This window comes from Azospirillum oryzae, from assembly GCF_008364795.1.
GTDB lineage: Bacteria > Pseudomonadota > Alphaproteobacteria > Azospirillales > Azospirillaceae > Azospirillum > Azospirillum oryzae.
The window spans coordinates 287,874-312,383 of sequence record NZ_VTTM01000004.1 but is presented as its reverse complement, the minus strand read 5'-3'; the positions used below and the strand labels follow the sequence as shown (position 1 = coordinate 312,383).

Below are 24,510 nucleotides of genomic sequence, written 5' to 3'. Positions count from 1 at the left end.
CGCCCATGTCGATGAATGTCCTGGAAATCGCCGTCTATGCCATGGTCCTCACCGCCGGCCAGCCGCATCCCTTCGAATGCGTCGCGGTCAAGCCGGAGGGGGTGAACTGCACCAACGGCCTGTCGGCGAAGGCCGACGGCCCCAACCTGCTGTTCAACACCGGGGTCCAGATCATCAAGGACCGTCAGGGCCGCGTGCAGCTGAGCAACGGGCTGCAGACCCGCTTCGACAGCTCCGCCTGGGTGGAATTCCAGGATGCGGGCAAGAAGCCGGTGGTCAGCGTCCGCAAGACCGGCCCGCTTCGCTTCAAATTCTCCAACGGCTTCCAGTGCGAGGCGATGGGCAGCCCGGAAGACATGGCCCGCTGCTACAAGCCCTGACGGCAGTCTCTGCTCAGCGGCTGATGCCGCGGCGGTCCATCTCGTCTTCGATGGCGCGGCGGTTCTGCCGGATCTGGCGCTGTTCCTCGCTCAGCCGTTCATACTGGTTGCGCAGGTCACGGTCGGAATAATCGCCGTAGGCATTGCCGCGGCGATTGCCGGACGATCCTTCCTGGCGGCGGCCGTCGCGGTTCACGTCGCGCTCGTCGGCCGCGCGGTCATTGCGGTCCTGCGGATAGGCGTTGGGATTGACGGTGCGGTTCAGCTGGTCGAGCGCCCCGCCCCATCCGCTCTGCGATTGCCCATTTTGAGATTGGCCGGTCTGGGCCAGCGCCGGTGACGAGACGACCAGGACGGCCGCGGCCGCCAGGATGACTGTACGCATCGGACGTATCCCCTTCATGCGGTTGTCGTTCTCTTATCGACAACCGCCGGGGAAGAGATCCGTTACGATTCCAGGGGATCGGGCCCCAGATCGCCACGGCCGTGCGGGGAGTCGAGGTCCAGCTCCGGCCCCTTCGGCACGATGCCGGTCGGGTTGATGGTGGCGTGGCTGCCGTAGTAGTGGCGCTTGATGTGGTCGAAATTCACCGTCTCCGCCACGCCCGGCACCTGATAGAGGTCGCGCAGATAGCCGGACAGGTGCGGATAGTCGGCGATCCGCCGCTTATTGCACTTGAAATGGCCGACATAGACGGCGTCGAAGCGCGCCAGCGTGGTGAACAGGCGCCAATCCGCCTCGGTCAGGCGGTTGCCGGCCAGCCAACGTCGGGTCGCCAGCCTGGCGTCGAGGTCGTCCAGCGCGGCGAACAGCGCGTCGAAGGCGGCCTCGTACTTGTCCTGGGAGGTGGCGAAGCCGGCCTTGTAGACGCCGTTGTTGACGGCGTCATAGACGAAGGCGTTGACACGGTCGATCTCCTCCACCAGCTCCGGCGGGCAGAAGTCGGTGCGCACGTCGGTGAAGGCGTCGAACTCGCGGTTGAGCATGCGGATGATCTCCGCCGACTCGTTATTCACGATGCTGCCGGTCTTCTTGTCCCACAGCACCGGAACGGTCACACGGCCGCTGTAGGCGGGATTAGCCTTCAGATAGACTTCGTACAGCCGGCGGGCACCGGTGACCGGCTCCGGTTCGGCGAAGGTCCAGCCATCCGACAGCATCAGCGGATCGACGACGCTGACGCCGATCACCTCGTCCAGCCGCTTCAGCTTGCGGAAGATCAGGGTGCGGTGCGCCCACGGGCAGGCCAGCGACACCATCAGGTGATAGCGGCCGGCCTCCGCCGGGTAGGGGGTAGAGCCGTCGGCCGACACCCGGTCGCGGAACTGCGCCTCCGTCCGGACGAACGCGCCGCCGGTCTTTTTGGTGTCGTACCACTGGTCGTGCCACTGTCCATCGATCAGCAGGCCCACGGCTCCCTCCTCTTCTTCAGCGTTCTTGAAGGCTCATTAACCGTGCAGCTTGGTCGCGATCTCGGCGACATGGCGGCCCTGATAGCGGGCGCCGTCCAGTTCGACCGCGCTCGGCCGGCGCGAGCCGTCGCCGTCGGCGATCGTGCTGGCGCCATAGGGCGAGTTGCCCATCACCTCGGACACGCCCATCTGGCCCTGGAAGGAATAAGGCAGGCCGACGATCACCATGCCCAGATGCAGCAGCACGGTGTGGGTGCTGAGGATGGTGCTCTCCTGCCCGCCATGCTGGGTGGCGGTGGAGGTGAAGGCCGCGCCGACCTTGCCGACGAGCGCGCCCTTGGCCCACAGCCCGCCGGTCTGGTCGAGGAAGTTCTTCATCTGCGAGGCCATGTTGCCATAGCGGGTCGGCGTGCCGATGACGATGGCGTCGTACTGCGCCAGTTCGTCCACCGTGGCGACGGGGATGTTGCTCTCGTCCTTGTAATGAGCGGACTGGCGGACGGCCTCCGGCACCAGTTCGGGCACGCGCTTCACCGCCACCTCGGTCCCGGCGACGGAGCGGGCGCCTTCGGCCACCGCCTGCGCCATCTCCGACACATGTCCCCAGCTGCTGTAATAGAGGACCAGAACCTTCGCCATCGCCGTCACTCCCTGTTTCGTTGAACGATCACGTCGCCGCGACCGGTGCCGGCCCGGCGGTGACACCAGAGATAGGGCGAAGTGTGCGTTCCGGTAATCCCGGATCTTGGCACCTCATTGTTTCCGGGTGTACAACAATGCCATGGATCGCCTCGACGACATGCTCGCCTTCATCAAGGTGGTGGACACCAAGAGCTTCACCGCCGCCGCCGACCGGCTCAACCTGTCGAAGTCGGTGGTCTCCCGCCGCATCGGCGAGTTGGAGAACCGGCTCGGCGCGCGGCTGCTGAACCGCACCACCCGCAAGCTCAGCCTGACCGAGGTCGGGCAGGCCTATTACGAGCGCTGCACCCGCATCCTCGCCGATCTGGAGGAGGCGGAGCAGGCGGTCGCCGACCTGCATGCCGCACCGCGCGGCCGGCTGCGGCTGAACGCGCCGGTCAGTTTCGGCATCCTGCATCTGGCCCCGGCGGTGGCGGAGTTCCTGGAGCGCTATCCGGCCATCGAGATCGACATGGATCTGAACGACCGCACGGTCGATCTGATCGACGAGGGCTATGATCTGGCGGTGCGCATCGGCAAGCTGCGCGACAGTTCTCTGATCGCCCGGCGGCTGGCCCCGGCGCGGATGGCGCTGTGCGCCAGCCCGGCCTATCTGCAGAAGCATGGCGTGCCGGAGACGCCGGACGATCTGGCCAACCACAACTGCCTGATCTACACCAACGTCCCCACCCCTGACCTGTGGCCGTTCACCGTCGATGGCGAGGCCCGCAGCGTGCGGGTCTCTGGGCCGATCCGCAGCAACAATGGCGACCTGCTGCGCGAGGCGGCGGCGGCCGGCGTCGGATTCATCATGTCGCCGACCTTCCTGTGCGGTCAGGCGCTGGCGCGCGGCGAGCTGGTCAGCGTGATGCACCGCCACATCCCCTCGGAACTGGCGGTCAACGCGGTCTATCCGCAGAACCGCCACCTGTCGCCGAAGGTGCGGGTGTTCGTGGATTTCCTGGTGCAGCGTTTCGGCCCGCGTCCCTACTGGGACTGCGCGCTGCTGGACACGCTGTCGCTGGAAGAAGGCCAATAACGCTTAGGACGGCTGGTTCGGCCGGCGGCGGGAGCGCAGGTTGAGCGCGGTGATGAAGTTCGGCTGCTGGCCGACCACCGGGCCTTGCGGCACCGGCTTCTTCACGGCGGTGGACAGGAAGCCGCCGACCCGGCCGCGCAGTTCGACCGCATGGTGCGCCGCCTCGTCCGCGGTTTCCGCCACTTGGCGGCGGACCGACGGCTCCAGCGTGTTGAAGGCGCGGGAGGCGAATTCGAAGGCCGGCTGCGATTTGGTTGCGATCACCTGACGCAGCGCCTTGGACACCAGCACCGTGTCGAGACCGCCCGGCCCCTCCACCCCATCCAGCACGTCGGCGAGGATGCCGATGGCCTGGATCGTGCGGTTGTCGTCCAGCGAAAGGTCGTGAGCGTCCATACGGGTCTTCCGATCGTCTCAAGCGGTACGGGCCCCGTCCCTGCGGCCACCCGGTTTGCACCGGACGAATCATAGTGTTTGCGCCGGCGTCTGGCAATGGACGCCATATCGGCCGGCGGTGGAATCGTTAAGACTGCGCTTGGACGATCACGGCTGCATGGTCAAAGCTGGGCGATCAGGGCCGGGTTGCGAAGGTCGGCGGCAGCAGCCGTTCGACGCAGGCGCCGGCATCGCCCACGGCCAGCGTCTCGACGAAGCGGGCGGCGGCGTTGCGGCCGCACAGGCTGGTGCCCAGCACGTCATGGCCGAGGCCACGGAAGGACAAAAGCGTCGCGCGCGGCAGGCTCCGCCCCATCGCCTCGGCCCGCGCCGGGGCGGTGAAGGTGTCGTAGGCGCCGGTCAGGATCAGTGCCGGCACATCGGCCGCCACCGGCCGGTAAAAGGACGTATCGACCGGCGGCAGCCCCAGCGCCGGACAGGCGGCGTCGTAATCGGTCTCCACCGCCTCGGCCATCACAAAAGGGCGCAGGTCGGCGGCGGCGCGGCGGGCGGCGCCGGCGTCGATGTGCGGACGGTTCTCGCGGCAGCCGACGGTCAGGTTCAGGCCATAGGCCAGACTGTCCAGCACGGTCCAGATCGGCGGCGGCATCACCAGGGACAGCACGGCCGGGTCGTCCACCCGCCCCGTCGCCGCAGGATCACCGACGATGCGGTCGAGACGGTCGAGCAGGGCCGGCACCGCCACCATCCCGTCGCCGCTGCCCAGCCGCAGCGCCAGGACGCCCGCCAGCATCGGCCAGTCCAGGCGCAGGTCGGTCTCCCGTCCGGTGACGGGATGGCGCAGCCGCAGCTCCAGCGGTCGCCGCTCCAGCGCCGCCGCCAGCCGTTCGACCGCCTGCCCCAGCCGGGGGAAGGCGCGGGCGCAGTCGGGCTGGGCGGCGCAATCCTCGACCATCCGGCGATGGGCCTGCCGGATGGCGGTGAGACGGTCGAGGTCGAGCCACGTCGCGTCCGCCGTGGCCGGGGAGTTCAGCACGAGGCTGCGCACCGCCGCCCCGTCGATGCGCAGAAGCGCCTGCGCCAGAACCCCGCCGTATGAGGTCGCAACCACGTTCCAGCGCTCCACCCCCAACGCGCGGCGCAGCGCCGGCAGGTCGGCCGCGCTCTGGCCGCTGTCGAAATCCTCCAGCCGGTAGCCGCTACGGCGCAACGGGTCAAGGCAGGCGGTGGCGTCCTCCGCCGTCACGCCGCCGAACCAGTAGCGCAGCGGGTCCAGCCCCGGACAGCGCAGCGACGGTTTCGACAGGCCGGTGCCGCGCTGATCGACCAGGATGACGTCGCGACCGGCCCGCATCGGCGCCAGGATCGCGGCGGTGCCGCGCAGATCGTCGCTGCCGCCCTGCCCCGGCCCGCCGCTGAGCAGCACCACCGGATCGGCGGCCGGCGCACCGTTCAGCGCCGGCAGGATCGTCACGAACAGGTCGACCGGCAGGCTGTCCGGCCGCTGCCAGTCGGACGGCACGCGAAAGGACCGGCAGCGCGGCGCCGGCCCGGCCGGCAGCGGACCGTCCGGGCAGCGGGCCTCCGCCAGCGCAGGGAGAGCCGGCTGGACGGGAGCGGCGGCCGGGACCGCCGCGGGAAGAGGGGCCGGGAGGGGAGCCGGTATGGCAGGCAGCGGCTCCACCGCCACGATCTGCGACGGCGCCGCGGCTGGGGCCGGGGCCAGGGCCGGGGTTGTGGACGGGCCGGTCAGCCGGTCGATGCCGAGGCCGAGCAGCCCGCCTGCCAACGCGCAGAGCACCAGAAGGCCGCCGATGATGGCGAGACGCCGGCCGCCGCCGTTCATCGGCGGTGCTATTCGGCGACGGTGGCGAAGAAGGCGGACTGGGCGACCACGCCGCCCTTGGCCTCCGCCTTCGCCAGCGCGCCGCGCAAGCTCGCCAGATAGGGGCCGGCCGGCTCCACCTCCTCGCGGTCGGCGGGGAACAGCGGTTCGCGGGTCACCAGCGCCAGGATCATCGCCGGGCCATAGGGCGGGGCGATGGTATAGACGCGGTCGCTCGCCGATTTCGCGACGCCCAGCGTCACCGGCCGGCCGGCCTCCAGCCGGTCGTCGCGGCGCAGCCGCATCGGCACCATGTGGATCGCGTTGCCTTCCATGTCGATGTAATCGACGGTCAGGTAACCCGAGGTCCCGGCGGTCACGGTGACTTCCAGCTTGTCACCCTTGCGGTAGACCATCGACGGCCGGTTGAAACCCAGCCCCAAGGCGCCGCTCCCCTGCGTTTCGGCCCGCGCCGGCAGTCCGGCGACGCCCAACGCCTCGCACAGCGGCCAGGGCCGCACGGCGACCTGAGCATCGACGTCGATGCCGGCCGGCAGGGCGGTGATCGCCGCCTTCAGCGTCCTGGCATCGTCCTCCGTGCCGACATAGCCGCCGATCCGCAGCCCGTTCGCGGCCTCGGCCGTGTGGACGCCGGCGCAGGCGAAGCCGCCGGCGGCCGTCTCCACCGCCTTGCGCGCCTCGGCCGGCGTCAGGCGCGGGACCGGTGGAGCGACGGGAAGAGCCGCCTGTTCGACCTTCTGCTGCGGCTGAAGTTGTGTCGGTGCCGGGGGCGTGACGGTCTGGACCGCCGGGGTGATCGGCAGCGGCGGAACGGCCGGCTCGGCCTTCGGCTGGACCGGGCTGGGCGGCAGGGCGTCCAGTTCCACCCCCTCCTTGGCTGCGGGCGGCGGTGCGGGTGGGGGCACCGGGGCGGGGGCGGAGGTGCCGAGCGGCGCCGTCGTCATTCCTGTCGAGGGCGGCGGAACCGACGCGGTCGTGACCGGCGGAGCCGCAACGGTCGGAGCCGGCGCGGTCGGGGTGGCGGCCTGCTTGGCGGGTGGCTGCGATTGCCCGAACAGCAGGAAACCGGCGATGCCGGCAGCCACCAGACCGCCGACCCCGCCGGCGATCAGGCCGACCGGCGCCTTTTTCGTCTCCCCCTTGGTTTCAACCTTGGCTTCCGTCTTGGCTTCCGCCTTGGTTTCCTGGGGGGCCTTGGCCGCCACCGTCGGCGTCACCACTGTCCTCGTCTCCTTTTCCGGCGTGGAGACCGGAAGGGAGGTGTGTTCGAAAGGCGTGATGTCGGCGGCGCGGCGGGTCAGGGCGCCGACCAGCTCCGCCATCGTCGCGGCCCGGTTCTGCGGGTCCGGCTCCAGCATCGAACAGAGGACGCCGCGCAACGGCTCCTCCACTGCCGACAGGTCGGGCACCGACATGCGCCGCTCGAACATCGCCTGCGGCGTGCGGCCCATGTCGAGCGGATGCCCCAGCACCGCCGCGGCCAGCACCAGACCGGCGCTGTAGATGTCGGACTGCGGCCCGACCTGCCCGCCGAACAGACCGAACTGCTCGGGCGAGGCGAAGCCGTATTTGCCGGCGAAGCCGTCGCCGATGACGGTTCCCGCCCCGGCGGCGGTCTGCTTGGCGATGCCGAAATCGATGATCTTTGCGTTGGCGATGTCGCGGCCGGGCAGGATGACGTTGTCGGTCGACATGTCGCGGTGGATGATGCCGCGCTGGTGCGCCGCCGCCAGACCGGAGGCGATGCGGTCGAGCAGGACGGCGACCGACGCCGCGTCCAGCGGGCCGGCCTGCAGCACCTCGTGCAGCGACGGGCCGTCGAGGAACTCCATCGACAGCAGTAGCCGGCCGAATTCGTCACGGAAGACGCCGTCGTAGGAGACCACCGCCTCGTGCCGGATCTCCCGCAATGCCGCCGCCTCGCGCCGCAGCAGCTCGACCATCTTGGCGTCCTGCGCCAGTTCCGGCCGGATCACCTTCACCGCATGCCAGGTGTCCATGTCGACATGGCGGGCGCGGTGGACCTCGCCCATGCCGCCGCGGGCGATCAGCCCCTCCACCCGATAGGTGTGGCTCAGCAGCGTGCCCGGCCCGATCGGTTCCGGAACGGCCCGGACGCCTGACGGCTCCACGCCCGAAGCGGTGGAGGCCGGCACCGGTGTGGACGGTATCGGTGTTGCTGGCGGCGCCGTCAGCCGGGTGGCCTGGGGATCCGCCCCTGTTTCCGTGCCCGTATCCGCCCCCGCGCCGGCGGCGGGCAGGATGGCGGTAGGCTCGTGGCTGTCGTCGGGGGGCTGGGCCATGGAAGGGGCGTGGTCCGGTCAGAGGGTTGATGCGGCGGCGAAGTCGGGCGGGTTCAGTCTGGTTTTCCGCCGTCGGCACCGCCCGCGCCGGCAGTACCGCCGTCGCGGCGGATGAAGCGGTCGTATTCACGGGCGATGGCATCGCCAACGACGCGGTCGAAATCCTCCTCCAGTTCGACCACCAGATCCTTGTAAAGGACCTCGTACTGATCCCAGTAGCGGGCCTTGCGCGCGGCCGGAACGAGGCTGTCGAGAAGCCGGGTCTCCAGCCGCTGGCTGAGCGCGCCGGGATCGAACTTGGCGACCACCTGCTTCAGCGCCGTCTGCAACGCCGCGGCATAGGCAAGGTGATGGACCTGCACGTCGCTCGCCGCCTCGCGCACCGCGTCGCCCATCGGCAGGAAACCGCGCAGGCGCGGGTTGGCCAGCACCGACACCGCCTCGTCCAGGGTTTCGCAGCGCTTCAGCGGGTTCTCCCCGGCGGGGCGGAAGCTGGTCTGCTCCAGATGGAACTCGTCCTTGAAGCGCGCCCGCGCCCGCAGGCTGCCATGCAGCGCCCCCAGGCTGGCGCGCAACGCCTCGCCCAGGCTTCGCATCATGGCGGTGGGATCCGGCAGCCCGTCCGGCGGCAGCGGAGCGCCGAACCCCTCGTAGAAGGCGGCGACCGCCGCACCGGCATCGGGCGCCGCCAGTTGCGCGGACAGCGGCGCCGGTGCCGGTGGAGGCGCCGGCATCGGCCTTGGCGCCGGTGCCGGCATCGCCACGACCAGACGGGGAGCGAGGTCGGTATCGTCCGGCAGCGGGTCCGGTTCCGGCGGCGGGGCCGATGCCGGAGAAAGAACCGGGGCAGCGGATTTCAGCGGCAGGTCCGGCGCCGCCTGATCGGGCAGAGTCTCGTCGATGTTCCAGTCGTCCGGCAGCGCCTGGGCCGATTTCGGCGGCGGGAACGACAACGGGTCCGGGATGGCCGGGGCCGCCGGCTGCGGCATGCCGAAGAGGTCGTCGTCCCAATCGTCGGGGATGCCGCCGCCGGACGACCGCTGCGGCTCGTCCGGGAACGGGGCCGGGAACGGGGCCGGGAACGGGGCCGGGGCCGGGAAGGAGACGCCGACCGACACCGCCTGGTTCAGCGGATCGGAATGGTCGTCGACGGTGCCGAAATGCCAGTCGTCCGCCCGCTCCCGCGCTGCCGAGCCGCTGCTGGAGGAGGTCCAGGAATCGAACGGCTCAGCCTCCGAACGCAGCGGCTGGCTTTCAAAGGGGCGTGCCGTCGGATCGTCGAACAGCTCGTCGAACGGATCCTGCTCAGCGGCACGGCTTGCGGGGGCGTGCCGCGCCGGCGTCGGAGCGAACGGATCGGCCTCCCCGCCACTGCCGCCCAGCGTGAAGGCCCCGGTGATTTCGGTGAAGCTGGGGGCGCTCAGCGATTCCACCATCGCCTCGATGATGAAGCGGCCGACGCGGATGCGGTCGCCCGACGACAGGGGCGCCGTCGCGTTGCGGCCGATCGGCTGCTCCGATCCGTTGAGGAAGACGCCGTTGGTGCTGGTGTCGGTCACCCGGAAGCCGGACCCGGCCGCTTCGAACACGCAATGCTGGCGCGACAGCAGCAGGTCGGGATCGGGCAGGGTCCAGCCGTTCTCCACCCCCCGCCCGACGGTGAGGCTGCCGCCATGCAGCGTCTTCTCGGCATTGCCGCCCAGCGACGCCCGATGGTCCGACACGATCCTCAGCCTCAGCATTCCACCATCTCCACCGCTGGCATCTCCACCGCTGGGGTCTCCTTTGGCTTGGACATCAGCGGACAGGGGGGGCGCCGGCCGCCGCCGCGGGCGAGCCGAGGGGCACTTCGACGCGGCGCAGGTCGCCGTCCACCAGTTCGAACAGGACGAGCGCATCGGCGCCCTCGTCCTCCATCATGAACCGGATGCCGGACCCGAACAACGCGTCGCGCTGGGCGGCATCGCTGATCGGCAGGAAGCTGCGCAGCACCGCCGGATCGTAGAAACGGAACAGGTAGGCCGCCCCCTTCGCGTCGTTGACGATGGTGAGCTTGCGGAAATGCCGGCGCACCATGTCGATGTCGCCGCCGGCCTGCACCAGGATGCCCCAGCCACGGCCCCAGCCTTCCCCCACCAGCCAGTCGGCGACGGCGCCGCCGCGATCCAGCCGGACCAGATAGGGGGCCACCTCGGCCATCTCGCTCGCGGTTTCACCCTGGTAGAGGGCGCGCATCTCCGCCTCCTCCTCCCGCGCCAGCAGGCCGGGATAGAGGCCGGGGTCGCGCGCGGCGTCGACGATCATGTAGAGGCCGCGCTCCTCCCCATCCGATCCGCCCACTTTCGCGCTCTCGGGCCACAAATGATGCGCGAGCCGGGCAACCACCTCCTGCGGGGTGCGGCGGGGGGATGGGCCTGTCATCGCCTTGTTCATTTCTGGGGGTTCATGTCCGGTGGGTCACTTCTGGCAGATCTCGCACAGCGGCGTGTTGGACGCGGCGGCGTTGCGCATCACCATGGCCTGCGCCGCGGCCTTCGGGCTATGACTTTGCGCCGCGCGCGGCAGCTTCGCCTTGGGCGGCGCCTTGATCGACCCGCCCTTGTCCTTGTCGGCGGGCGACGGCTTGTCGGGCTTCGCCGGCGCCGCGCTCAGCCCGTTGGCGGCACCGCCGCTGTTGATCAGCACCATGGTGCCGTTCATCGAGATGCCGGCGGCGTTCAGCGTGATGAAGCTGCCGCCGGCCTTGAGGGTCAGCGAGGCCCCGGCCTCCAGGCACAGGTTGGTCCCGGCATGGACGGCATAGTTGGTGCCGACCTTGTCGTGCACATCGACGCCGACGCTGCGCGATACGCCGCCGCCGATGGATTCCACATGGTCACCGTCCACCGTGGCGTGGTGGTTCTTGCCCACCCACTCCCACAGGCCCCCGGCGACGTTCACATGCTGGCCCGACGCCACCGACGTCCGGCTGTCATGGCCGATGCGCAGGTCGTAGTCGCGCTGGGCATGGAGGAAGACCTGCTCCTTCCCCGCCTTGTCCTCGAAGCGGATCTCGTTGAAGCCGCGCCCGCCGGGCGAGCTGCGCGTCTTGATGCCGGACCGCGTCTTGTGTTCGGGCAGGGCATAGGTCGGCAGCGCATCGGCGTTGTTGACCACGCCGATCACCATCGGCCGGTCGGGATCGCCGTCGACGAAATCGACCAGCACCTCCATGCCGACGCGCGGCACCGTCTGCATGCCCCACTGGTGCCCGGCCCAGCTCTGCGCCACCCGGATCCAGCAGGAGCTTTTCTCGTCCGACCGGCCGCGGCGGTCCCAATGGAACTGCACCATGATGCGGCCGAACTTGTCGGTGTAGATCTCCTCCCCCGCCGGCCCGACGACGAAGGCGGTCTGGATGCCGCGCACCGACGGCTTCCGCGTCGACCGGACCGGCCGCACCACCGATTTTGCCGGCAGGGCATAGAAGCTGTTGCCGTAGGAGGCCTTGCGCTTGTCGCCGGGCAGGAACCCTTCGTTGCAGGCGTCGAACTCCAGCTCGGCCACCACGACGGGCTGGTTGTTCTCGGCCGCCGTCGGGTGGTCGGTCAGCGCGAAGGTCATGCCGGGATGCAGGGTGCGGCAGACGCCGACGCCGTGCACCCCCTCCAGCCCGCGCTCCTCCGTCTCCATCCGGCGGCGGGCGAGCGTGGAGCCGGCATCGCGAGTGGCAAAGCGGCCGGGATATTCGAACAGCTCGTACTTGGTGGACACCGGCACCTTGGCGACCGACGCCTCGCCGCTGTCGAGCGGCGTGCGCGGCGCCTGGAAATCATAATCCTTGGTGGCCCAGCGCCCCGACGCGATGGAATAGACCCGCTCCCACCGCTCGATCTGGTCGGCATATTGGCCGCTGGGATTGAAGCGCAGCGTGGCCGGCGACAGCTTGGCGTAGCCGGCGGCGCTGTCCGACAGGATCAGCTTGTGGCGGTTGCGCTCATGCGCGAAGTAATAATAGATGCCTTCTTCTTCGAGCAGCCGGCTGACGAAGTCGAAGTAGGTTTCGTTGTATTGGACGCAATATTCGCGCGGCTGGTAGCTGCCGGTCAGGCTGCGGAATTCGAAGTTGGAAAAACCGAATTCATGGAAGATCGTCTCGACGATCTTCGGCACCGCCATCGGGCCGCCGTTGCCCAGGCTGTGGAAGATGCGGCAATCGCTGGTGTAGGACAGCAGCGACAGCCAGGGCACCACCTCCATCGTGTAATAACGCTGGTCGCGTCCCACCGGCACGCCGACGCCGAGCGAGCGGGCGATGCCGTTGACGTAATGCCGCTCGCCGCTCAACTGACGGAAGCCGATGTTGACGCTGTTGCCGACGATGACTTCCGGCGCCAACGGCTCGATGGGTCCGAGCGCATCGATGCGGTACAGGAAGGGGCAGGACAGCGACTCCCGCCCCTGCACCCGCTCCACCAGAAGTACATCGGGGCCGGCCGGGGTCTCCAGCGACAGCAGGCGGTCATCCTGGACGAACTGCATCACGTACCCTCCCCGGCCCGGCCGGTCAGGAAATCGGCGAAGCGTGCCGCGGGCGGCAGGCCGACGCCGGTGAAGCCCTGCTCCGCCACGCCTTCCCCGCCCAGCGTCCACCAGCGGGCGGCGGCGGACGACGACGGCCCGGTGGGTTGCGGCACCGACAATGCGCCGACGGAGCCGACGAAGGCTTCGACATCCAGCGTATGGGTCAGGGCAGACAGTGCCAAGTCCTCCGCCGCCTCGAACCAGGGGCCGTCGGTCTCGGCCCCGTCGGCGGACTGGCCGGGGGCGAGCAGCGCCACCAGGGTCAGCGGGAAATGCCGCCCGGCCTTGTCGACGCTGGACATCATCACGCCGGCCGCCGCCTGCGGTCCGCACACCCCCGCCTCAAGCACGAAGCGCCAGATCGGCGCGTTGAGGTAGCGGTCCATCCACCCCTCGCCCAGCGCCGCCCGGCTGGCCTGCAACCCGTCGAGCAGCCACTCGTGCCACAGGTCGGCGAAGGTCCGCGGCAGTCCGCGCAGCAGGAAATCGCCGCGGGCCGGCAGCTTGCCGAAGCAGCCGGCATGTCCCGTCACAGGCTGTCCCATCAAAGACTGTCCGGGCATCGGAAGTCCTTGAGGTCGCGGATCGAGAATGGGTTGACGGCGCTGGTCATGCGCACGTCGAACCCGGCCGACTTGCCGGCGGCGCCGAAGCTCAGCGGGATGCGGTCGGGCACCGCCCCCTTGCGGCCGCGGTTGGCGTCCAGCGTGCGGAACCACGCCCAGCTTCCGCTGCGCTGGGTCATCTCCGGCGGTTCGGTCGGCTGCCCGGTGAAGGTCACGCGCAGGTCGCCCGCCCCGCCCGGCTTCGGCCATTGCAGCCCCTGCGCCAGCGTGGCATTGCGGGCGAAGGTCAGCCGCTGGCCGTCGATGTCCAGATCGACCTGCTCCACCCCCGGACCGAGGTAGGTCGGGCGCAGTTCGAAGCGCAGCGACGGCGCCCGGCCCCCGTCGGGGAAGAAGGCGTCGCGGATCGCCGCCGCATGCTGGAAGGCCGGCAGGACCGCGGCCGGGATGCCGAGGTCGGCGGCCGACGGCTGCCAGCGCCAGGGCTCCTTCGTCGTATCGACGAACGGCCGCAGCCGGTTGGTGAAGAAGGCGTCGATCAGCCCGCCGGGTGCGAACATCCGGGCGAAATCGTCCATGCCGACATCGGCCGAGGCGCCCTTCACGAAGGGATAGCGGTTGTCGAGCGCACGGCGGCACCAGGGCACGACCGTGCTCTGCCATTCCGCGTTGATCTGCGAGCGGGCGCCGCTCAGCGTCCGCGCCGTTCCTTGCTCCACCAGCTCCTCCGTCCAGCGGCGGACCGGCTGCGGGAAATAGCCGACGTCGGTGGCCAGCTTCTGGAACACCTCGCCGCCACCGTTGGCCGCCAGATCGAACAGCTTCTGCCCGCCGCCGGAGCCGAGCGACAGCCGTGCCAGCACGGCATGCACGGCCTCCAGCTGGCGCAGCAGTTCCTCCAGCCGGGCGTTGCCGCTGTTGCGGGTGAAGTCGTTCAGCGGGCGGAAGCGGTCGTCCACCATCTGCGTGACCAGCTTCGCCACGCCACTGTCGGCCGCCGCCGCGGCAACCGCAGCCACCGCGGGCGAGGCGCCGGCCGGCGCCTCCGGCACGCGCTGCAGCGTCGTCTCGTTCGCCACCGCCGTCAGCAGCTTCTGCAGGGGAGAGCTGCGGCCGGACAGGATGTTGACCTCCTCGGCCAGCGCCTGCGGGTTGGCGGCCGGCACCAGGGTGATGTCGTTCAGCAGCGCATCCCAGCGGCCGGCATAGTCGCGCAGGTAAAGCGTCAGTGCCGCCGTCTCAAGTTCCGGACCGGCTTCCTCCCCGCGCGGGGGCCCAAGCAGCCAGCTGAGGTCGCGCACGGAGCGCGCCGCGCCGGGCAGGCCAGGCAGCATGACGGAGGTGAAGCCTTGCAGGGTATAGAAACCGGGGACGCCGTCGCTGAACCGCGCGCCGGAGGAGCGGCGGAACACCCGGTCGCCTTCCGGCCCGGCCTGCTCCGACGGGCGCCAGTCCTGCAGCTTGCGCGCCGCCTCGCCGTCGCGCACGGCGGCATAGGCGCGGGCGGCCAGCGGCGTGCGGGCCAGCACCTCGCGCGCCTGCCGGATCAGCTCGGCATCCAGGTTGGCCTTCGGCAGGCCGGCGGGAGCGGACAGCCCGGCGTCGATGTGGCCGAGGATAGCCTTGGTCTCGTCCTCGCCCGGCGGGGGCGAGACCCGGCGCAGCCAGCCGACGGTCCAGCCCTTCACCTCGTCGCCATTGACCGGACCGGCGCCGCCCAGCGTCAGGTAGAGGCGCAGCAGGGCCTCCACCGCCGGGGCGTCGTCGGCCATCAGCCGGTCGCGCAGGTCGCGCTGCACCCGCACCAGAAGGCGCGGCATCAGCAGCCCGTTGACCGCGCGGCGATAAAGCACGTCGCCGGCCTCCTCCAGCTTGTCGCCCTGGTAGAGGCCGAAATCGAGCGCCAGCTTCTGCTTCAGCGCCAGCGTGTCATGGCCGGCCGGCAGGGCGCGCAGCTCGTTCAGCACCGGCCACACGCGGCGGATGTCGTCGTCGGCGACGGTGCCGGCGGCCAGCGCCTCCGCCTTCGGCCGATAGGCGTCGACCGCCTGCTGTTCGCGGTCGATCAGCCCGGCATTGCCGAGATAGCTGGCGACCCAGGCGGCGGTGGCGGCGGTGGTGACCAGCCCGAACAGGCTGTAGGCGATGCGCGGGATCCAGATGCGCCGCCGTTCCGCCGCCGGGTCGAAGCCGACCATGTTGGCTTCGCGGAAGACCAGATCGTTCAGCAGGCCGCCCAGGAAATAGCTGCGCTGCTGCCCCGCGGCGACGGCGCCGCCGCGGAAGGGCGCCGCCGGCAGGCCGAAGCTCTCGGCCAGCCCGCCGATCAGCCGGTCGATCTGCGTGCCTTCCTGGGTGCCGCTGGTGAAATAGATACCGCGCAGCCGCAGCGCCGGCTCGTACCGGTTGGCCTTGAAAGCGGCGGACACGAAGTCGAGCAGCGGCTCCTTCAGCGAGGCGAGCTGCGACGGGAAGGCGAAGATGGCACCGCGGCGCTCCTGCGCATGTTCCTGCTGGATGCGGTCGACGGCACGGGCGGACAGCCGGCCGGCGATGCCGTCCAGCTCGCTGCCCAGCGTCGCCATGCCGGCATCGCCCAGCTCGCTCTCGGCAGCCGGCAGGGTGACGCCGACGATCTGCCGGCGTTCGTCGCGGTTCAGGTCGTGGAAGAACTCGTTGAAGCCGGCGATCAGATCGGCCTTGGTCAGCAGCAGGTAGACGGGCGCCTTGACCTTGAGCGTCTCATACAGCTCGCGCAGGCGGCGGCGGATGGCGGCGGCATGCTGCGCCCGCTCCTCCGGCCCGGCGGCGGCGAGGTCGGGGACCGCCATCGCCACCAGCACGCCGTTGATCGGCTGGCGCGACCGCGCATCCTTCAGCAGCTTCAGGAAGGCGCCCCAACCGGTCTGGTCGACCGTCTCGTGGCTGTCCTGGGTGGTGTAGCGCCCGGCGGTGTCGAGGAAGATCGCCTCGTCGGCGAACCACCAGTCGCATTGCCGGGTGCCGCCGACGCCTTTCAGCGGCTTGCCCCCGGTCTGGTCGGCCAGCGGGAAGTTCAGGCCGCTCTTCAGCAGCGCCGTGGTCTTGCCGGCGCCCGGCGGACCGATGATGACGTACCAGGGGGTGCTGTAGAGATAGCCGTCGCCCAGGCCCCGCTGCTTGCGTCCGGCCTTCAGCAGGGCGAGGGACTCTGCGAAGGTCTTGCGCAGGCCGGCGACCTCGTCGGCCTGGTCCACCGCCGCCATGCGCGCCGCATCGGCGCCGCCGGTCAATTCCGCCGTCATCCGTTCCTCGGCCTTGGCGTCGCGGCGCTTCAGCAGGAGCAGCACGATGGCGAGAATCGGGAAGGGCACGGCGGATGCTGCCGCCAGCCAGGGCATGTCCAGACCGGCGAGCGGCGCCAGCAGCGCGATCAACGCCGCGGCGATCACCGCGGCGATGAGGCCCAACACTGCGCGGGAGAGCAAGATGGCGGTCAGCCGACTCATTCCGATACCCCTGTCCCTGATCTTCCTTCGGCGTCATCGCCTTTCGGCGTCTCAGCCGGCCGCTGGCATCGCCCCGGGCGGGGCGGGGCCGCTCACTTCTTGAGGATGATGTCGATCCGGCGATTCGCCGCCCGGCCTTCGGGCGTGTCGTTGGGCGCCACCGGCTCGGTATCGGACTTGCCCTCCGCCTTCAGGCGGGACTTGTCGGCGAACAGTGGCTCGAACTCCGCCATCACCGATTCGGCGCGGGCCTTCGACAGGTGCCAGTTCGACGGGAAGCGCAGGCGTCCGCCGCCGGTCATCGGCACATTGTCGGTGTGGCCGGTGATCAGCACCGCGCCCGGCTCCTCCGCGACGGCACGGCCGACGCGCAGGACCGATCCCCGCACCTTGTCGTTCAGGCTGGCGCTGCCGCTGGCGAACAGGTTGCTGCCGCGCATGCGCACGGTGACCGACAGCGCGTCCTCCGTCACCTCGACCAGCCCTTCGGCGATCTCCGGTTCCAGGAATTTGCGCACGCGCTGGACCTGGGTCGTCGGCGGCGGGGGGGGCGGGGCGATCTGCGGCGGGGGCGGCGCCTCCTCCGCCAGTTTGACCGGGGCGGGCGATTCGATCACCACGCCGCCGTGGGGCGGCAGCCCAGCCAAGCCGGCGAACAGCCGGTCGGACGCGCCGTTCAGCAGGAAGCTGAGGGCCAGGAACAGCAGCAGCAGGAACAGCGCGGTACCGGCGCCGGTCACCCAGACCGGCAGCGAACTGCGCGGCGGCCGGTACTCCATCGCCATCGCCGCCGCGTTGGGGCAGAGGATGCGGTCGGCGTAGCCGCGCTGCTTGACCAGGATGTTGTAGACGTCCTCGCGGATGCGGGCGTGCTCGGTGTCCTGGCGGCCGCCGACACGGTAGCGGCCGCGGAAGCCCAGCGACAGGCAGAGATACATCAACTCCAGCAGATCGCCGTACTTGCCAGGATCCTGGCGGGCGGAGGCGAGACGCTCATAGAACTGCTCGCCGCCGACGACGTTCTTGTGGAACATGCTGGTGACGTTCTGGCGCGTCCACGAACTCTGGCTGCCCCAGGGGGAATTCAGCACGATGTCGTCGACCAGCGCGCAGAGCACATAGTGCGCCGTCGCCTGGGTCGCCCCGTCCATGCCGGACGACGTCACCCATTTCTTGAAGTCGCCGAGCGCGCCGATCACGCGCTGGCGCAGCGATTCCAGGTCCGGCACGCCGCCGATGTCGTTCAGCCGCGCCGCCAGAAGCAGCACCGGCGAGGCGGCGGCGGCCAGCGGCGAACGCGCGGCGAAGATGGCCGCCAGCGCCGGGCCGGAAACCCCGACCGCCGGCGCCCGCGATGCGAAAACCGTCTCCCCGCCCGCCGCACCGCCGGTTGAACCGTCCGACGCGGCCGGACGCCGGCCGCCCGGCGTCGGCATCAGGACCGTGCGTTCCGATTCCGGTCCGGGCGTGCCGCCAAACTGATCGCCGCCTTGCATGTCCACCCCAATCCGCGCTCCGTCCCGGAATCGGTCCGGTCCACCTTTGCAACCACTTTGAACGAACCAATCGAGCTTAATCTACCCATTTTTCACGGCCGATTCCGGTGGCGCATGCGTCACGCCGCCGTGGCGCCGCCATCCTCACGGCTTTCCAGCCTCCGGCGCCGCCAGCGGGAAGGGATTCAGTTCGTTGCCGCCGGTCTTGAAGATCGCGGACTGATGCCAGCGCTTCTCCCGCGCAAGACGTGGCACTGCACGGTTCACATACTGACCGAGCGTGAGGTTATAGACCGCTTCGTCCCCAGGTAGCAGGGCCTTGCCTTTCAGCCCTTCCAGGACCGCGTGGGCGAAGATGCCGTTGCGACCGTCATAGCTGTCCAGCGCCTCCTCCTGCTCCGACGAGGCGGCCAGCAGGTAGCGTTGCCCCATGTCCTGGTACAGCTTGTCGACCGTGCCGGCGGACACCGCACCGGAATGGCAGGTGTCGAGCATCACCAGCACGTTACGGGCGGAAATCGCGCTGACCAGCCGGTTCAGCTCCTTCTCCGACAGGCCCTCCCGGCTGATCGCCTCGGCAGTGGCGGCGCTCACGTCCTGGGTGATGAAGTGGTAGAGCTTGACCGACGGGTCCTTGGGCGACGGCACGATCACGCCGTGGCCGGCAAGGTAGAGGACGACCGTGTCCTCCTCCCGCGCATTGGCGGCGAGCGCCTCCAGCCCGGCGACGACGGCCTCGCGGCTCGCCTCCTCGTCATAGAGCGTCTTGGACAGAGCCAGCGACTGGTCCCGGTCATAGCCGGCGGGGATCCGGCCGCGCAACGCGTCGGCGAAGGCGGTGGCGTCGGCGCGGGCGAAGCGCAGCTGCGCCCCCTCCGGCCGGTACTTGTCGATGCCGACGACGAAGGTGATCAGCCGCGGCCGGTCCGGCACCGCGCGCTGCCCCTTGCCGTCGTCCGCCGCGGCGTCGGCCACCGCGGCCGGCTTCGGCAGCACGAAATCGACCAAGGCCGAGCGCTCGTAGATCGCATCGGAGCCGTTGTAGGCGCGGATCTGTACCCGGTTGCTGCCGGGGTCGAGCCGGATGGTGCTGACCCGCTCCTCCGGCGCAGCCGTCTGGTCCTTGGGCGCCGCATCGGGTGGAGCGGCCGGGGGTTGCGCAGCAGTTGCGGGTTGGGGAGCCGGCTCCTTGGCGCGGGCGAAGGCGCGGGATTTGTCCTGGCCGCTGACGTTGCGGCCGTTGCGGAACAGGTCGACCGTGCCGATGCCGCCGCCGGTATCGGCCAGACGATAGCGCAGGCGGACGGAACCGATCCCCTCCGGCAACGCGACGGTCAGGCGCGGTTCCTCCGCCGCGACGTCCAGATCGACCCCCTGCGAGCCCGCTTGAGACCCGCTCTGCACCGACGGCGTCGACGGCTTCGGCGGTGCCGCCGGCGATGGTGCCGGCTCCTTGGCGCGGGCGAAGGCGCGGCTGACCGGCGTCATGTCCAGCGGATGGCAGGTTTCGGCATCCGCCGCGGCGGTCGGAGTGGGGGTCGGAGCGGCCGGCATTGGGGCGGGGGCCGGGCTTGCCGTCGGCGCGGGCGCCTCGGCGGCGCCGGTGCCGAGCGCCAGTCCACGGGCGGCGGCGGGCACGGTGCAATAATCCAGCAGGGTCACCTGCGGCCGGCGCTGGGTCAGCAGGCGGATGTCACCAATGGCGGCGAGCCGCGCCGCGATGTCCGCCTGCCCGGTCTGCTGCAGCTTGGCGCGCACCAGTTCGGGCGCGTCGAACACGCGGTAGACCTGCTTGAACTCGATCCACTGGCTGCCCTTCTTCTTCGGGTCGTTCAGGTGGAAACCGACCAGCGTCTCGCCACCGCTTTCAGAATGGTCGAAGAAGGCCTCCGGCGTCCACAGCACCCAGCGGCGGCCGTCGCGGTGCGGGAACAGCGCCGCCAGTTCCTCCAGCGGGCGGGCGCCGCCCGACAGCGCGTACCAGCGCAGCGTGCCGTCGCCCAGCGCCGCCACGGCGACGCGGCCGTCGGACGATGCCACAACTCCCCACACGGCGGCCGGCACCTCGGCGCGGGCAAGCTCGGCCCCGGCCGAATCGAGAAGGCGCAGGCTGAATTCGCCGCCCAGCAGCACGCGGCGCTGCGGACCCAGCACGGTGACGCTGCGCGCCCACTCGCCGCTGTCAAGCTTCACCGGCTGGCCGTTCACCTTCGGCGCGCGGTTGTTGCGCCAGTCGGCGACGCCGATCCCCGGCCCCTCTGCGGCCGGACGGTTCAGGCCCGGCAGCGGTTCCGGCGCCGGGGTCAGGCTGCGGGCCAGCACGTCGAAGCGCATCGGCCGCCGGCCGCCCTGCTCCATGCCGAATTCCAGCACCAGACCGTCGTCGGACAGGCCGAAACGGCCGAGATGGATGTCGCGGTAATCGGCGACGTCGCCCATGCGGGCGAACTGCAGCCGGCCGGCCGGGTCGATCACACCCCAACCGGGATCGGCGGCGGCAAAGGCCACCCCGCCGCCCGGCAAGGCCAGAAGATATGTCACGGAATCGCGCGCCGCCGCGACGTCGGTGAAGGCGCCCTTCCCCGCCTCGGCCCAGCGGCGCACAACGTTGCGCGTGCCGTCCTGGGTCGCGGTGCCGGCGGCGACCAGGGTGGTGCCGTCCCAGGCGACGGCGGCGAAGCTGCCCCCGGCGATGCCGGTGGTCTTGGGCGAATAGCGCGTCTTCAGGTCGGTGCCGGACAGCACGTCGACCCGCGTCTGGTCGGCATAGCCGACCGCCAGCAGCGACCCGTCATGGGAAAAGGCGACCGAATAGGGAAGTCCCTTGCCCGGATTGCGCTTGGCCTTCTGCTTGAAGCCGGCGTCATAGAGCCGGACATTGCCGTCGAAGGAAGCGGTGGCGAGCCGCCCGTCGGGGGCGAAGGCAAGGGCCGAAACCCGTGCCTCGTACCCGGTATCCTCCGCGACCATGCGGAAACTGGTGCTGTCCCAAACGCGGAGGCCCGCGGTGCCGCCGAAGGCCCCGGCGACAAACCGGCCGTCCGGCGAGATGGCCAGATCGTTCAGCACTTGCGGCTGGCCGGGAAGCCGGGCCTTCAGCCGCTGCGCCTTCACGTCGAACAGGTAGAGCGTGACGCCGTCGCCCCAGCTGGTGCCCGTGTTCCCCGCGGCGACGGCCAGCGAGCCGTCGGCGGACAGGGCGACGGCATAGAGCGCCCCCTCGTCCCCCGCCTCCATCGGCACGCGCAGCACGCCCAGCGGCTCGCCGCTGTCGCGGCTCCACAAGCGCAGGGTCTTGTCGTTGGAAACGCTGGCGATCAGCCGGCCCTGCGCATCGCTGGCCAGCCGGTTGACGCGCGCGGTGTGGCCGCCGGTCTCGATGCGCAGGAAGGCCCCAGCCGACGCATCGCCCGCCAGCGCCGCCCCGGGCCCGAGCCGGCCCGGCAGGAACCCGCCCAGCAGCAGGCCGAAAACGGCCCACAGGAAGACGGCGGCGCGGAGGCCGCATCGAAGTCGCACATTCTGGCGAGTAGGACAGCCGGCCATCATCCGTTCCGCTTGCACTGTGTCACCGGGACCGGTCCGGCCGCGGGTCCCGTCGATCTCCGGGGACACGCGGCCGGGCCGTTCCGGTCAGAGTACGCCTCAGACCGCGTCGAGGGTGGCTTCCTTCTGGGCGATCTGCTGAATGCTGCTGGTGGTAGCGTTGATGCGCTCAGACGTTTCGAAGGCGGTGTTGGTGCGCTGGACCACCTGCGACGCCGGAGTGCCGCCGGCGGTGGTGGTCTTCTTGGCCTTCTTCTTCTTGGTCTGCGCCTGGACCACGGTCTTGGTGCGGATCTTCTCGGCGGAGCCGGGTTCGATGTTGTCGGCGGCGATCAGATATTCGTCGCGGCGCTTGACGATGTTCTGGTTGATGCTGCTGGCGATGGCATAATCCTTGTCCAGCTGGGCGCGGATCAGGGTCATGCGCTGCTCCGCCTCCGGCTTGCCGATGCGCTTGGCCTTGTAGTCGGCCTTGACGCGCGCGATCTCGGCGCGGCGGCAGTTCACCAACTGGTCGAGCGCGACCTGGGTGCGGTCCAGGTTCTGGTTCTCGGCGTCGAGGTCGTTCATCACGCCCAGGATCGCCTGATCGCGGCCCTGCTGCGCCTTGGAATTCCAGTAGCCGCCGAGCGTGCCCAGCGCGGCACCGGCCGCGGCGCCGATCAGCGCGCTCTTCAGGTTGCCGCCGGCGAGCGCGCCGGTCAGCGCGCCGACGCCGGCACCGATGGCGGCGCCCTTCAGCATGTCCTCGGCATAATAGTTGCCGGTCGAGTCGAGGGCGACGCGGTACTGGTAGCAGGCGTCGGTGCCGTCATTCGCGCCGATGCGGTCCTGCTGCGTGGTCACGCAGCCACTGAGCGCCATGGCGACGATGGTGATGGAGACGAGGCTTGCCTTGGCGCGGTTGCTTCGCATGAGCTGATTCCCGTTTGCACTGCCGTTTGCGGCGTCATTCGTTCCGTCCCCGAATTCCCAGCCGGCCGCTCCACCCCCACAGTGGATGCGGCCCCCCTGCCGATCGGGTCCGGCTGCAACGCTGCCATAGCAACAACCGCAAAGGAAGTGATCTTTACCACCAATTCGTGCGGCCTTTTATGCATCGGCATCCACGTGTAGCCTGTGCTGCACGGCATCGTTGGGGGACTGCAATGTTTGGAGGAAGGCGACGCCAAGGCGCAGCCGCCGGCGCAATTCTGGGCGGATTCGTCGTGGTCGCGGTCGCAGCGGGACTTGCGCTCGGGCCTGCGCCGGCGCGGGCGGAAATCGGCGCCCTGGTCATCGGAATCGACCGGTATACCCAGGTCAACCCGCTGCAGGGCGCGGTGAACGACGCCCGCGACATCGCCGACGCGCTGAAGGGGCTGGGCGTCCGCAAGCTGCGCCTTTTCATCGACGGCGAGGCGGAGCGCAGCCGGATCATCGGCGCGTGGCGGCAGCTGATCGCCGAAACCGCCCCCGACTCGACGCTGGTCTTGACCTTCGCCGGCCATGGCGCCCAGCAACCGGAGCGTGTGCCCGGCAGCGAGGCCGACGGCATGGACGAGTTCCTGGTGCTGGCCGATTTCGCGCCGCGCGGCCCCGGCACCGCCCAGCGGCTGACCGACGACGAGATCGCCGTGCTGCTGAAGGAGGCCGCTCCGCGCCGGGTGATCTTCATCTCCGATTCGTGCCATTCCGGCACGATGACCCGCGCCTTCGACGACCGCGCCGGCATGCTGGGCACGCGGGCGGCGAAGATCGACGGCGTTCCCGTCGACCATATCGAGGACGACGCCCTTCCCCTGCCCACCCGCGCCGCCCTGCAGGCGGAGGCGGAGGAACAGCCGAACGTCACCTTCTTCGCCGCGGTCGCCGATCACGAACTGGCGCCGGAGGTGATGATCGACCGCAAGCCGCGCGGCGCGCTCAGCTGGGCCTTCGCCAATGCGCTGCGCGGTCAGGCCGACCGCGACGGCGACGGCATCGTCACCAAGGGGGAGCTGGAGGCCCATGTCCGCGGTGCCGTGCGCATGGCGCTGGAGGGGCGGCAGCATCCGCAGGTACAGCCGCGCGGCCGTGGCGAGATCCCGCTGATCGACCCGGTCGCCGGCCGGCCGAAGCCGCCGTCCCTGCTGCCGGCCGCCGGGCCGATCCCGCTGCGCATCCTGGGCAAACCCGCGGCGGTGAAGAAGCTGGCGGCGGGCTTCACCGGGATCGAACTGGCCGGGAAGGACGATCCCGCCCTGGTCTGGGACAGCGCCACCGGCGAGGTGGTCAGCTCGATGGGCGACGTGCTGGCCAGCATCCCTGGCGACCCGGCGGCGCCGGAAACCCGGCGCCGGGTGCAGGGGGTGGTCGACAAATGGGCGCTGGTGGTGCGGGTCAAGGCGGCGGCGCAGGACCGCTCGCTGACCCTGGCGGTGGAACCGGGCGACCGCGATTACCGCAAGGGGGAGACGGTCTCGCTCGCCATCGGCGGCAACAGCGGGACCTATTTCACCCTGATCAACCTCGCCGCCGACGGCACGGTCAACTACCTCTACCCGCTGGCGGAGCGCAACGACCCGGCGCAGATCCCGCGCGGCGGTCCCTATCGGCTGGCGCTGACGGTGGAGCCGCCCTTCGGCGCCGACCATTTCCTCGCCATCGCCTCGCCGAAGCCGATGACGGCGCTGCAGCGCGATCTCGCGGCGCTGGACGGCAAGCCGGCCGCCGCCGAGGTCGCCGCCCTGCTGACCCGTCACCTGACCGGACAGCCGGTGGAGTTCGGCATCCACGGCGTCTACAGCACCGCCCGCTGAGCGGCGCCGGACG

General features: G+C 70.3%; 17 protein-coding genes. 3 read left to right on the top strand and 14 right to left on the bottom strand.

The annotated features are described in order from the left end of the window. The first annotated feature begins 5 nt into the window (after nucleotides 1-5). Entirely contained in the window at nucleotides 6-380 is a 375-nt protein-coding gene (locus tag FZ938_RS14775) for a hypothetical protein (protein ID WP_149199241.1), read from the top strand. A gap of 13 nt (nucleotides 381-393) precedes the next feature. On the opposite strand, the gene FZ938_RS14770 is transcribed toward FZ938_RS14775, so the two are convergent. The 3 genes from FZ938_RS14770 to wrbA all read right to left on the bottom strand — a co-directional run bounded on the left by FZ938_RS14770 (nucleotide 394) and on the right by wrbA (nucleotide 2,432). Further along, nucleotides 394-765, bottom strand: a complete 372-nt coding sequence (locus FZ938_RS14770; RefSeq protein ID WP_149199240.1) for a DUF3435 domain-containing protein — start codon at nucleotides 763-765, stop codon at nucleotides 394-396. Nucleotides 766-827: 62 nt separating this feature from the next. Then, nucleotides 828-1,793 carry a glutathione S-transferase family protein gene (locus FZ938_RS14765; protein ID WP_149199239.1) on the bottom strand — a complete coding sequence of 322 codons (966 nt, stop codon included), beginning with the start codon at nucleotides 1,791-1,793 and terminating at the stop codon, nucleotides 828-830. 36 nt (nucleotides 1,794-1,829) lie between these two features. Further along, on the bottom strand, nucleotides 1,830-2,432 hold the full coding sequence (gene wrbA / locus FZ938_RS14760; protein WP_149199238.1) for an NAD(P)H:quinone oxidoreductase: 603 nt from the start codon (nucleotides 2,430-2,432) through the stop codon (nucleotides 1,830-1,832). A gap of 142 nt (nucleotides 2,433-2,574) precedes the next feature. Between wrbA and FZ938_RS14755 the strand changes: the two genes are divergently transcribed. Next, a complete protein-coding gene (locus tag FZ938_RS14755; RefSeq protein ID WP_149199237.1) occupies nucleotides 2,575-3,513 on the top strand; it encodes a LysR family transcriptional regulator in 939 nt (312 codons plus the stop codon). Between the two features lie 3 nt (nucleotides 3,514-3,516). Here the strand turns inward: FZ938_RS14755 and FZ938_RS14750 are convergent, their stop codons facing one another. The 11 genes from FZ938_RS14750 to FZ938_RS14700 all read right to left on the bottom strand — a co-directional run bounded on the left by FZ938_RS14750 (nucleotide 3,517) and on the right by FZ938_RS14700 (nucleotide 22,632). Next, nucleotides 3,517-3,909 (bottom strand): hypothetical protein, encoded by a 393-nt coding sequence (locus FZ938_RS14750; RefSeq protein ID WP_149199236.1) that lies wholly within the window; start codon nucleotides 3,907-3,909, stop codon nucleotides 3,517-3,519. 175 nt (nucleotides 3,910-4,084) lie between these two features. After that, nucleotides 4,085-5,755 (bottom strand): alpha/beta fold hydrolase, encoded by a 1,671-nt coding sequence (locus tag FZ938_RS14745; protein WP_149199235.1) that lies wholly within the window; start codon nucleotides 5,753-5,755, stop codon nucleotides 4,085-4,087. Between the two features lie 8 nt (nucleotides 5,756-5,763). Next, nucleotides 5,764-8,058, bottom strand: a complete 2,295-nt coding sequence (locus FZ938_RS14740) for a serine/threonine-protein kinase (protein WP_149199234.1) — start codon at nucleotides 8,056-8,058, stop codon at nucleotides 5,764-5,766. Between the two features lie 53 nt (nucleotides 8,059-8,111). After that, nucleotides 8,112-9,800 (bottom strand): type VI secretion system-associated FHA domain protein TagH, encoded by a 1,689-nt coding sequence (tagH, locus tag FZ938_RS14735; RefSeq protein ID WP_149199233.1) that lies wholly within the window; start codon nucleotides 9,798-9,800, stop codon nucleotides 8,112-8,114. A 55-nt stretch (nucleotides 9,801-9,855) separates the two neighbouring features. Beyond that, a complete protein-coding gene (locus FZ938_RS14730) occupies nucleotides 9,856-10,398 on the bottom strand; it encodes a DUF4123 domain-containing protein (protein WP_246457242.1) in 543 nt (180 codons plus the stop codon). A 117-nt stretch (nucleotides 10,399-10,515) separates the two neighbouring features. After that, nucleotides 10,516-12,579, bottom strand: coding sequence for a type VI secretion system Vgr family protein (locus FZ938_RS14725; protein WP_149199231.1), 2,064 nt, complete (start codon nucleotides 12,577-12,579; stop codon nucleotides 10,516-10,518). Next, complete coding sequence (gene tagF / locus FZ938_RS14720) at nucleotides 12,579-13,166, bottom strand: type VI secretion system-associated protein TagF (RefSeq protein WP_246457240.1); 588 nt, start codon at nucleotides 13,164-13,166, stop codon at nucleotides 12,579-12,581. The genes FZ938_RS14725 and tagF overlap by 1 nt, the downstream gene beginning before the upstream one ends. Next, nucleotides 13,166-16,675: a type VI secretion system membrane subunit TssM gene (gene tssM, locus FZ938_RS14715; RefSeq protein WP_149199229.1), complete on the bottom strand. Its 3,510-nt coding sequence runs from the start codon at nucleotides 16,673-16,675 to the stop codon at nucleotides 13,166-13,168. The genes tagF and tssM overlap by 1 nt, the downstream gene beginning before the upstream one ends. A gap of 92 nt (nucleotides 16,676-16,767) precedes the next feature. Beyond that, nucleotides 16,768-18,171 (bottom strand): type VI secretion system protein TssL, long form, encoded by a 1,404-nt coding sequence (gene tssL / locus FZ938_RS14710; RefSeq protein WP_149199374.1) that lies wholly within the window; start codon nucleotides 18,169-18,171, stop codon nucleotides 16,768-16,770. A gap of 144 nt (nucleotides 18,172-18,315) precedes the next feature. Beyond that, entirely contained in the window at nucleotides 18,316-21,717 is a 3,402-nt protein-coding gene (locus tag FZ938_RS14705) for a caspase family protein (RefSeq protein WP_246799028.1), read from the bottom strand. Nucleotides 21,718-21,816: 99 nt separating this feature from the next. Continuing rightward, a complete protein-coding gene (locus FZ938_RS14700; protein ID WP_149199228.1) occupies nucleotides 21,817-22,632 on the bottom strand; it encodes a YMGG-like glycine zipper-containing protein in 816 nt (271 codons plus the stop codon). A gap of 293 nt (nucleotides 22,633-22,925) precedes the next feature. On the opposite strand from FZ938_RS14700, the gene FZ938_RS14695 reads away from it, so the two are divergent. Then, nucleotides 22,926-24,497, top strand: coding sequence for a caspase family protein (locus FZ938_RS14695; protein ID WP_246457236.1), 1,572 nt, complete (start codon nucleotides 22,926-22,928; stop codon nucleotides 24,495-24,497). Nucleotides 24,498-24,510 lie beyond the last annotated feature (13 nt).